Here is an 11,045-nt window from a genome sequence, read left to right as displayed (position 1 = left end):
GACTTTTTGAACACTAATAGTAAGAAATAGTAGAAAAGAACTTCTTTTTTGCAAAAGAAATATTATGTTTTAAAATAATATTGCTATATTTGCAGCCAGAATCTACAATCTGTAATACAGCGGATACAGTAAGAACAAGAAATCTATAACTGACACTGAACTATGGCTTAGGTGTTTTGCGCCTCTTTTATTTAAAAGAATAAAACAATAGAATAAAAAAGTTGCCATATTATAAATAGAACGAAGGGCAATAAAGCAAAAAATACCAATGCAATAACATTAATCTATATAGGTGCATAACAACAATAGCTGGCAAAAACTTATACAACGAAATAATAGTTCGAATGTCAAAATCTCGACAATATAGTCGTAAGTAAATGTAAATGCAAAGAGAATAAACAAAAAAATAGGAAATTATATTAAAAACGAATTAGTATGAAGAAAATTTGTCTTTTACAATTGCTCCTTATGGCAGCAATAACTGTCTGTGCACAGCCAACAAAAATACTGGTTTGGCTTACTAACGGACAAAAAGTATCGTACAATCTTTCCGAACGTCCTACAATGACTGTAGAAAACGACAATGTACGTCTTAAATCTAAAACAGTAGATTTACTATATGCTGTTACAGATATTCAACGAGTTACTTTCGACGACCAGACTGATGGTATAGAATCGGCAACAACAACCAATAAAAGTGGAAATGCTACACTTACACAAGAGTCGATGACATTTACTGAATTTAAATCTGGCGAAACTGTTCGCATATATAATAATGCCGGACAACTTGCCCAAAGCTATAAAATTGGTGCAGATGGTAGCTTAACCGTTTCGCTTAGCAATTTCCAACCAGGTATATATATCGTTAAAACACAATACAAATCATTTAAGTTTATAAAAAAATGAAAAAGTCTTTCATATCTACAGCCCTCACCTTTGCATTTCTTTTATGTGCCGTTGCAGCATCTGCACAAGGTGTTTACATTTACAAAAATGGAAAAAAACAAGTATTTAAGTCTGAAGAAGTAGACAGTTTAGTTTTCTTTGATACCGACAATAGTACAACACCAAGTGTTACAGAAGAAAATTTTGAACTTCCTGCAGCCGATTTCACAAAAACTCTTACAGAACTTAAAGCAACCGAAGAGGCAAAAGGCTTTACAGCTACACAACCTAATAGCGGAAAACTTATATTAGAAAAAACAGTTAATGGAAAAACTGTACACTGGGAATATAATGGCAACGGACAAGGTGTATATATGTATGCAAAAAGCACACTTGAAACCAACAAAATAGATGCGTTTAAAGCCTTTTTACGTAAGCAAGGTTACGAACTTGAAACAAAAGCTTCGCTAAACAATGATGTAAAAGTATATGTAAACAAAACTGCAAAAACAGTGGTGTTTATTAATAATACAGGAAATGGAGCAGAATATTTCTTCGGACCACATGACGATAGTTTTACATCGTGGACAAGAATTTCGTTTTTAACCGATGAAACTACCGGAGCATGGACACCATTCTACGGAAAAGGTGCCACTGTAGAACTAATGCAGCTATTTGAAAAACGTATGAACCATACTCTAAATACCGAAAAATCTAAACCAGAAAACGGTATTTATGTTTATAACACGGGCGAAACACGTTGGAAGAGCGTAAAATATTGGTTCGATGTTTACACAAAAAATAGCTTGGAAGAAGCTTCGTTATTTGTAGATGCCCAAAATGTACCTACACCTAAAGAAATAACAAACTATCTAAAGGAAACAAATTATATCTATACGGGTATGTACGATTCTGAAGGCGATGTTATTTACTATAACTACGACCAAAAATCGGTTTGTTACGTAAAAATGCAAGATAAAACACAGGGAAAAACAGAATATCTACCACAAATGCACTATGCTTATTCTGATTTAACAGGACAAGTTCCACCACTTACTGTTAATTTCCCAATGCCTTTAACAGAGTTTGGCAATAAAACATTAGACGAGGTAGTTGCCGAATATCGTAAATTGCCTTATTATAAGAGCGAAGAAAAAATAGATTTAGGTATAGTTATAAACACCGATTCAGAAGATTTCCCAAAAATTCTTCTAATGGACGACGGCGGTAAATATGCAGCTGCTTTGGTTATTACCTTTAATAACCTAACTGCTCGTTCACCTTATATTGTAGATTTACTTCAAAAAAATGGTTATGTAAATAAAGAAGGTGTAAGTGCATTGCCAACCTTTATAAATAGCCAGAATAACGTGATGGTTCAATTCGATTTAACTGATATTCTTCAAATGGGTTGGTTCTCTATTTCGTTCCAACCAACCGAATTTTAAAGAATAAGCCAAAAACCAAATATGCTATTCTTTTTCGGTTGAAATAGCAAATAGCACAACCATAATAAAAATGCTCCTGCCATTACGAATAAAATTCGTAGATAGCAGGAGCATTTTTTCGTTCTTATTTCTTTAAAATGGTGTTCGTTATGCCATATTTTTTAATAAAAAGTGCTACCTTTGCACCCGGAAACTTGTAAATAGTATAAAAAAAGGATATAACTAATAGAGAAATAGAAATAGTGATATGGCTATTTTCTTACTCAGGATTAACAAAAAACAAGCAATGAATAAAAAGAAAACAACTCAATGGTTACTGTCTTTTGTGCTTTTATTGACAGCAACTCTCTTTACAGCATGTTCAAATTCGGATAGCAATTCGGCAATCGACGAAGAAAACCAGCCAGCTGGTCCACAAGGAAGCTTAGTTTCTTTTGGTATTACAACAAATAAATATTCAGAAGTTTCGCGAGCTGCCCAAGAAAACGAAGGACGTGTAGTGTCGTCTTCAACAGAAAATCTTGGAAATGGCTTAGAAGCACTTGTAGAAGTTGTAGAAACTCCCACAAAAACAGCAAATACTCGTGCAGTGGGGCAAGCTCCTGCAGGAGATTATACAATACTTGCATATCAAGGCACAGAATTGAAACAAAAATGGGAGATAAACTATAAATCAGACGGCACCTACACAATGAAAGATGGCTCTAATCCAGAGAAATATCTTGCACCAGGTAGTTATAAATTCTATGTTTTTAAGAATCAAGATTTCGAGTTAGAAAATGGTAATTACGTAGCTAAACTTGAGAATGGTGAGAATGAACCTTATTTGTATGAGGGTAATGTAACAATTAATAATCAGCTTAAAACAAAACTAACATTTACTCTTAAACCATACTTTGCGAAAGTAAAATTTAAGATTAAAGCTTTCTCTGCTAAGTTTGATAGAGCTTCTAAAACAGCAAACGGGATGCCATATACAGAACAGACTCCATTTGAAGGCCCAACTAATGGACATTTTGTATATAATGCCAATTCTATCCCTTCAACTATGACTCTTAATGCAACAAATGGTACAATAACACCTACAAATAATAGTACTGCTGGGCAAACAAACGACTTTGTTAGCTTTACTGGAAATGTAGTTGATGGTGATAATTCTTATATTTTAAGCAATAATGCAATGTTTTTCTTGCCAGGAACTGATATTACAAAGTTGAAATTCCAATTTAAGACTGGTATTGCTGGTACTATATACAAAAAATCAATTGCAGGTAAATCGCTAAAAATAAGTAATCCTATTACAGGTGGACTAAAAAGCGGGTATGAATATATAGTTTCAACCACAGTTTATTATACTGCTACCTATCTTTTCAGCGATGGTACGGAAGGAACAATGGGAAATAAAGGAAATCGCACACCAATAGCATTATATGTTGGTACACATAATGGTCATAAATTTGCAATTGCTTTGAATGATGCGAAATATCCTAGAACAGGAGGACAAGGTAGTTGGTATCTTGGTCCTTGGTCAAGAAATAATTCCAATAATGCGACATATTTACATAATATAAATACCCAAACTCCAAAATATGATGGTTATGAAACTACATATGAACCAAATACAACTTGGGCTGATCCATCAGGAGGAAAAGTAAAAGCTGATAATGAAAACTTTGATGCTTTTTATGCTGCAGCACACTATTCTCCAGGTGTAAATTTGACAGGTGGTATTGCAAATGCTAAATGGTATTTACCAAGTTGGGGAGAATGGGACGATGCTTATAGAACATTTGGCTTTGAATCTATTATAGGTAAAAAAGAAAAAATGACGAAGTATGGTATTCAAGTGATTTACAATATCAACTTGTACAAATTTTGTTCTTACAAGCTGGTGGAAGTCCTGCTGCAGGTTTCTATTGGACAGCCGATACACACGGAAAATCTTATACTATAATGATTCGTACAAAGATTACTAAAAAGCTCGATTGGCCACAAATTAACGATGCAAATAAAACTGATCAATGGGGAGCTACCCGAGCTTTCATTAGGTACTAATAGATAAAATAGACAAACGAGAAATAGAAAATGAGCAAACTTCCCATAGTTTGCTCATTTTTTTATTATTAGTTTTAAAAGCTCTATACTAAACATAGTATATAAATGCTATATAACACAATAGAGATGTACCAAATAAGTACATCTCTATTGTGTTATTTCTGTTTCTTTATAACTCGTAATTATAAATCGTTTCCTTCTCCACCACCATTATGCTCACCGCCATTGCCGTAACTACTATCTGTTTGGATAGAACTACTTGGATTTGGTTGAACACTACTGCAAATCATTTCTTGATTTTCCATATAAAGCAGCGTTGTTTGTGGCTGAGAATATACTTTTTTATTATCCTTCATATCATTTATTTCTTCTGTACGTATTATTTTCGGTTGGTTATCTCTAAATTAAATCGGTTGCAAAGGTAATAAAAATGATGGATAAATAGTACAAAATACGAACTTTATTTATATAAATGGGGCTTTTCTTGGTGTAAAACAAGTTTTTGCTATTTCAATTTTGCTAATATTTATATATTGGTTTAAAAGAAAAGCAAGTTGCAAGTGTATTCCACCGAAATAATAATGAGAAAAAAATTTTTTCTTATTATGTTTCCAGAGTTTTTTTAATTATTATTTCTGTTTTTCTCGTTTTGTTTTTCTTCCCTATCATAATAGCCTAATTTTTGTACACAATGTTGAAACATACTTATTGCAAACACTTTGCGTTCTTTTTATGCTGAATGGTATAAACTATAATATGGTTTACGAAAAAATGTATAGCGATGTTAATTTGCTACAAAATATTTAAAATAAATTAAGTTTTTTCCGAATTTACTTGTACCTTTACAAAGATTTCATAGAACCTCTAATACGAAGAGTGTTATAGGCACTTTATTCTGGCGAATGAGATTACAGGCGAAATCTATACGAAAGTGAACCTAACAGATTGAAGAAATTTTAAATTATATAATTTTAAACATTAGCTTAAACATCATTCATTATGAAAAGAAACACTTTTTTAGCTGTACTAACAGTCATAATGACAATGAGTTTCTCGCAAACCTACGCGCAGACACAACTTGTGGTTACGCCACATTCAGGAGATGTCGGCAAGTATGCCATTACAGACATTCAGAAGATAACCTTCGATGCCAATGGTATGCATATTATAGGTAGCAAGTTCTCGGTAGAACCTGTGTGGAAACTATCGGTCATTAAGGGAATTAAATTTGTATCAACTCCCAGTGGAATTGGTAAAGTGGGCAACACCGAAGCAGAAAAAATAAAAATGTCGCAACGAGGCGATATGATTTATTTTAGCGGATTAGGTGCCGAAAAGGCAGAAGTTGCAATTTTCGACCTGAACGGACAAACTTTGTTGCGTGCAAAAGTGTCTGACGGCGAAGGAATTGAAGTTTCTAACCTACACAATGGCGTATTTATTATTAAACTTAAAAACACAACCTTTAAATTTGTAAAACAATGAAAAAGAAAATATTACTTTGCCTAATGGCAATTTTTAGTCTTGCAACATTTGCACAGACCGAACCTAACCGTTTAGTTGTATTAGAAAAGAACAATTTGCACAAAGCATTTATAGTAGACCGTGTAGACAGCATTTTCTTTGCAAATGTAGAAGGAAGAGTTGCTGCCGATGTAACCTATAAAGACTATAAAAGTGGTGCTTCTGGCGATACACTTTGGGTAGCAGTTCAGAAAACTCCAGAGTGTGTTGGCTATAAAATTACTTGTATTCCAAAATCGTTGTCAAGCAGAATAACCAGCGACGACGTTGCAGCTTCTTATTTTGAAAGAATAAATGCAACAATGATGCAAGACGATTTTACAAATGCACAAATGACAGGTTTTGACGAACCATTTAAAGACAACACACCTTATACGGTTCTTACACTTGGTTACGATAAATATGGTGTAGCTTGTAGTATGTCGAAAGCAGAATTTACAACACCAAAGAAACCACTTGTTGGAAATCCACAGATAAAAGGCGAAATAGTAAGCACAACAGCAACAACAATTAAAGCAAAATTTACACCAAATGCCGATGTTGCAGGCTATGCAGTTTGTATTTTCCCTGAAGGAAAAGCACAAGAACAATTCGAACAATTTGGCCCGATGATGGGATTAAGCAACATGGGCGATATGATAAAACGCTGGGGAGTGCCAAGAACTGGCGAAGGAGAACACGAATGGACAGGAATGGAGCCAAATACTAAATACGAAATATATATACAAGCGTGGGATAAAGCAGAAACTTATGCAGATATGGTTATAGTTCCAGTAACAACAAAGAAACTTGGCGGAACAGGTATAGCAAAAGTAGATATTGAAATAAAAGAATTTGCAAAAAGTGGCGATGCTTTCTATCAACGTGTAATTTATACTCCAAATGCAGAATGCTCTGTTCATAGAGATATTATTATAGAAAAAACAGCTTACGATAAAGCTGATATGGGAGAAACGGGTGTAATTAATTTATTGAAAACAGACCGTGCACAAGATCCATATTGGAATCAGTATGGTGTAGATAATGCTACATGGAGTGCAGACCCAAATACAACATATTATGCTTGTTCGTTGGCTAAAAATATAAACGAAGAATGGGGACCACTTGTAAAAGTTGAGTTCACTACAGGTAATGGCGAATCAGAAAGTAAGGTAACTGTACCTATGCGTTTAGAAAATAGTACATCGTATGGTGTAACAACAATGCCAATAATGACAGGCAAAAAGGCACAAGCTAAATTCCAAATGATTCAGAACTAACGATAGTTTAATAAATATATAAAGTATATGGTGTGGTTTACTTCTATTTTTAAGCAAACAAATACCATATACTTTATTTGCTTTTTATAAATTATCTTTAACCAGAAACATTTTAGCAAACAACTTTAAAACCAATATTATTTATGCGGAAAATTTATATTTTTCTTTTTTCGGTTTTTCTTTGCGCAGCAACAGCAATAGCACAAGAAACACCAACAATAATAACACAACCTGCAGAGGGAGAAACCATAAACCTATATCGTACAACCACCGGATTTGAATCGGTATATTACTATGGAGTGCCACATAAAAGTACAGGAGATTGGCAAAGAATAGTTTTTGGAAACGATGGAGCAGTGTATCTTGAAAATCCACTTAACTCGCTTTATACAAAAACATGGATAAAAGGTAAGAAAACCGAAGGAGACACTATTGCATTTCAGCTTCCACAAGCCATATATTCGGAAGAAGACTTCTCTACGGGCGAACAAAAATATGGTTTTCTCTACCGAATACACCAAGGAACAAGAAATGGTAAAGAAACATTTGTGCCAAACGAAGAGAAAGAAAAACAAGTGCTAAAATATGTATGGCGCAACAATACACTTGAAATGGTGCTCGACCCGGAAGAAATGATAGGAATGTGCCGTCCAAATGGTGCATGGACAAGTTATGCCGAAAAAACTTATAGAGCAATACGCAAAGACGATAATAAGTTGGCACCTCCCGCATCGGCAAAAACCTACGAAGGATTAATGCTTTATATGGATATGGACGGAAAATCTCAGTTATATCCAGTAAAATATGCCTTCGATGGTAACGATGCTTATTTAGGCGATTTATCGGCAAACGTAAAAGGTTATTGGATAAAAGGTACAAAAAACGGAACAACTGTAACATTTCCACGTACATCGTATCTCGGAATAGACCGTACAACAGCTTGCTATGTATATGCTTCATCGGGCGTTATGGGAAAAGGTAAAAGCGAAATGGGCGACGAATTCGACAAAGCATGCATTGGTAGCGAACCATTAGTGTTTACTTACGATGCAACAAAGAATGAACTCAGCACAAAAGGACTATTAATGATACACAAAAGTGAGGACGACGACCGAAGTACTTTTATATTCGACTCTTATCGTTACCCGCTAATTAGCCAATGGAATAAGAAAGCTGCAGCGCCAATGCCACCAAAACTCACAGCTTATCAGGCATACGACCCACAACCATGGGGAGGGCCTGGTGGATTGCAATTTACATTGAGCTATTATTCAGCCGATTTTAACTATCTCGACCCTACACATCTTTATTATAATCTATATATAGATGGCGAACGTGTAACATTTAAGCCCGATGTTTACAAAAACTTGAGTGCTGAAATGACCGATGTGCCGTATGCTTTCTCGGACCAATACCAATTTTATAAGTACGACGATAATGCACGAGCAATATACTTCTACAAAGAAGCAAAAGTAAAAGTAGGCATGGAAGCCTTATATATCGACGGCGACACACGTTTAAGTTCTGGAATTACAGAATATCAGATATCAACCGATGGTATAAATGCTGCAACCGTAAAGCAAATAGACCATATAAAATATTACGATCTTTCTGGTCGTAGAGTAGAAAATCCACAAAATGGAGTCTACATTCAAACTACCACTTATATAGACGGTTCGCAAACGTCGGAAAAGATAGTGAAATAAAGCCACAATACTTTTAACTTAAAAGTAAGACTACAAATCGACAAGCCTGTTTTGAAGATGAATAAATAGTATTCGTCTTCAGAATAGGCTTTGTGATTATTAAGTATATTCCATTACAACAAGGAAAGGACGGATTACGTAATACAGAATTGGCTACGTTCAAGAACTACAATAGAATATTTGGGAGCATGGGAGCAGCTTAATAACCCTAATTTTAATCCCACCGAATTCGATGGGTTTAGAAATAGCGCAGGATTAAACTCATTCACTCTAACCGCAAAGCAATGGATACAAAAAACAAATGCGAATATATAGCCGTTTCAATAGATGTCAAAGTAAACGATACAATATAATCAAGACGGAATTATATTAAGGCGTATGAGTTTCTATCAAATAAGTATGATTGGGTAGATGCCCGCTTTTCTAAAGAAATAGGAGAACCTTTCTTTGCATATCAATTAAAGATGTTGTTCGATGATAGAATATTATTGATGTATGTTAAGAATATAAATGAGTTTAATGGAGACGTGAAATATATTCCTACGATTATCTTTCGCCCCTTACCGCTTGGAATAGCAAGAAGCAAAGAAGATTGTAAATAAAAGATAGCCGTTAAGCTACCTTTTATTTATGTCCTATTGGTTGGGTTCTATGAAAGCAAGCTCGAGTTTTGCAAACGTTCTATCCAGGTATCTTGCAAAGGTGCAACTCTTTCCAGTGTATTTGAGATGATAAACATCAAAACTATCAGCAGGAAATTGTATCGTAAAATCTCCCATCCTCATAACTTCAGTAAAATCTTTCTTCTTTGCGGTAAAGTTTGCCGAATTGTTTCCCTCAATAGTGAAGTTAAGTGTTATACTTCTTTCATTTACTTTAAGAGTAATATTAGCGTACTGCACGCCATCACGCAATCTATCATTGTTGGCTATATAGTCTTTCAGTGGATAATATCTATTGATGGTATCTAAAAACTCTCTCCCATACGGGCACCTCACGCCTTTAAAGCATCTTTTCCATTTAATTATTAAGTATATTCCATTACAACAAGGATTAAGACAACCAAAAGTTCATTCTTGTTCTTTTCATTTCTGTAATTATTAAGTATATTCCATTACAACAAGGATTAAGACTGTTAGTTGCTGACTAAGAGTTTGCTGCTCTGCATTATTAAGTATATTCCATTACAACAAGGATTAAGACTTCGTAAGCCATTCAGCTGCTTTTCGCAAGCTGTCATCATTAAGTATATTCCATTACAACAAGGTATGGGAGCAGGAACTCGACAGTTTCGGTAGAAAGAGAAGGAAGGACAACAATAATTCCTCCTTCATTCCGTTTAAGTATCAAGGTCAGTATGAGGACGTTGAGACGGGACTGTATTATAACCGTTTCCACTACTATGACTCTTGTGCAGGTAATTACATTAGTCAGAATCCAATTTGGTTATCGGGGGAGATAATTTATATTCTTATGTATAAAATCTAACAATATGTATAGATACGTTTGTATTATCTGGGCAAAGATGGATGGGAAAACAAAAAATAGACACTCATTAATTGCTTATGTCTTATATAAATGTTATTATGCCTTTGGTTGAGTTTGTGCCATATATTAACGATATGGTAGTTAGGTATGATTGTGTTGTATATTTTAGGAAAAAGAACACAAAAGATGTTTTTTGTACAGCAATCAATATGGCAAATTATAGAAGTGTTATTGGCAATGGTATAGAGGACAAGTTGTTTTTCTTTGTCTCTTTAAAAGATTACAACAAAGCAGGTATTTCTTTTTATGATGATGAAGTATGCAAGGGAACTATTGAAGGAATAGGAGGAAGGGCAAATGAAAACGAAGTTGAGTTGATTTCATTGCGGTTGATTTCTAAAGAACCTAAAGAAGGGATTAAAAGATTATTTAATGCCATAAGGAATAAACTAAAGAAAGATTCAACAATAGGCGTTGGTGTTCAAAGTGGATCATCGAGATATCCTAAATTCTTTTATCAGAAGTCGCTGACAGATAATAAAGTCTTTAAGTTTGACTTCAATAATGACAAATTGCCTGTTATCAAGCCATTATAGGAGATGTTAAAGCCAAATCTATAGAGAATTTGGAAAGAAAAGCGTTATGAGTTACTATCAGTTATTGGAGAAAATATAATTATT

The 11,045-nt window shown here is 34.3% G+C and carries 11 protein-coding genes; 9 read left to right on the top strand and 2 right to left on the bottom strand.

Going from position 1 to position 11,045, the window contains the following annotated elements:
• Window positions 1-435 precede the first annotated feature (435 nt).
• The 3 genes from HMPREF9144_RS00740 (at window position 436) to HMPREF9144_RS00730 (ending at window position 4,287) form a co-directional block, all read left to right on the top strand.
• Window positions 436-906, top strand: coding sequence for a T9SS type A sorting domain-containing protein (locus tag HMPREF9144_RS00740; RefSeq protein ID WP_006043864.1), 471 nt, complete (start codon window positions 436-438; stop codon window positions 904-906).
• On the top strand, window positions 903-2,333 hold the full coding sequence (locus tag HMPREF9144_RS00735) for a hypothetical protein (RefSeq protein ID WP_006043863.1): 1,431 nt from the start codon (window positions 903-905) through the stop codon (window positions 2,331-2,333). Before HMPREF9144_RS00740 ends, HMPREF9144_RS00735 begins: the two co-directional genes overlap by 4 nt.
• A 286-nt stretch (window positions 2,334-2,619) precedes the next feature.
• The gene (locus HMPREF9144_RS00730) at window positions 2,620-4,287 is read left to right on the top strand and encodes a hypothetical protein (RefSeq protein WP_156792518.1); all 1,668 of its coding nucleotides are present in this window, start codon (window positions 2,620-2,622) and stop codon (window positions 4,285-4,287) included.
• Between the two features lie 283 nt (window positions 4,288-4,570).
• Here HMPREF9144_RS00730 and HMPREF9144_RS13195 read toward each other — a convergent pair whose 3' ends face one another.
• On the bottom strand, window positions 4,571-4,744 hold the full coding sequence (locus HMPREF9144_RS13195; protein WP_006043861.1) for a hypothetical protein: 174 nt from the start codon (window positions 4,742-4,744) through the stop codon (window positions 4,571-4,573).
• A 643-nt stretch (window positions 4,745-5,387) separates the two neighbouring features.
• Between HMPREF9144_RS13195 and HMPREF9144_RS00725 the strand changes: the two genes are divergently transcribed.
• The 3 genes from HMPREF9144_RS00725 (at window position 5,388) to HMPREF9144_RS00715 (ending at window position 8,877) form a co-directional block, all read left to right on the top strand.
• Window positions 5,388-5,873, top strand: a complete 486-nt coding sequence (locus HMPREF9144_RS00725) for a T9SS type A sorting domain-containing protein (protein ID WP_006043860.1) — start codon at window positions 5,388-5,390, stop codon at window positions 5,871-5,873.
• Window positions 5,870-7,171 carry a fibronectin type III domain-containing protein gene (locus tag HMPREF9144_RS00720; RefSeq protein WP_006043859.1) on the top strand — a complete coding sequence of 434 codons (1,302 nt, stop codon included), beginning with the start codon at window positions 5,870-5,872 and terminating at the stop codon, window positions 7,169-7,171. Before HMPREF9144_RS00725 ends, HMPREF9144_RS00720 begins: the two co-directional genes overlap by 4 nt.
• 143 nt (window positions 7,172-7,314) lie before the next feature.
• Entirely contained in the window at window positions 7,315-8,877 is a 1,563-nt protein-coding gene (locus HMPREF9144_RS00715) for a hypothetical protein (RefSeq protein WP_006043857.1), read from the top strand.
• Between the two features lie 635 nt (window positions 8,878-9,512).
• On the opposite strand, the gene HMPREF9144_RS13190 is transcribed toward HMPREF9144_RS00715, so the two are convergent.
• On the bottom strand, window positions 9,513-9,875 hold the full coding sequence (locus tag HMPREF9144_RS13190; protein WP_006043854.1) for a hypothetical protein: 363 nt from the start codon (window positions 9,873-9,875) through the stop codon (window positions 9,513-9,515).
• Between the two features lie 156 nt (window positions 9,876-10,031).
• Between HMPREF9144_RS13190 and HMPREF9144_RS14050 the strand changes: the two genes are divergently transcribed.
• From HMPREF9144_RS14050 to HMPREF9144_RS00705, 3 genes are all read left to right on the top strand, one after another.
• Entirely contained in the window at window positions 10,032-10,175 is a 144-nt protein-coding gene (locus tag HMPREF9144_RS14050; RefSeq protein ID WP_006043853.1) for a hypothetical protein, read from the top strand.
• Complete coding sequence (locus HMPREF9144_RS14045) at window positions 10,111-10,365, top strand: RHS repeat domain-containing protein (RefSeq protein WP_428838906.1); 255 nt, start codon at window positions 10,111-10,113, stop codon at window positions 10,363-10,365. Before HMPREF9144_RS14050 ends, HMPREF9144_RS14045 begins: the two co-directional genes overlap by 65 nt.
• Window positions 10,366-10,442: 77 nt before the next feature.
• Complete coding sequence (locus tag HMPREF9144_RS00705; protein ID WP_006043852.1) at window positions 10,443-10,961, top strand: hypothetical protein; 519 nt, start codon at window positions 10,443-10,445, stop codon at window positions 10,959-10,961.
• Window positions 10,962-11,045: the final 84 nt, after the last annotated feature.

This window comes from Prevotella pallens ATCC 700821, assembly GCF_000220255.1.
GTDB lineage: Bacteria > Bacteroidota > Bacteroidia > Bacteroidales > Bacteroidaceae > Prevotella > Prevotella pallens.
The sequence above is the reverse complement of the archived record's forward strand: the minus strand, read 5'-3'. Positions and strand labels throughout refer to the sequence as shown.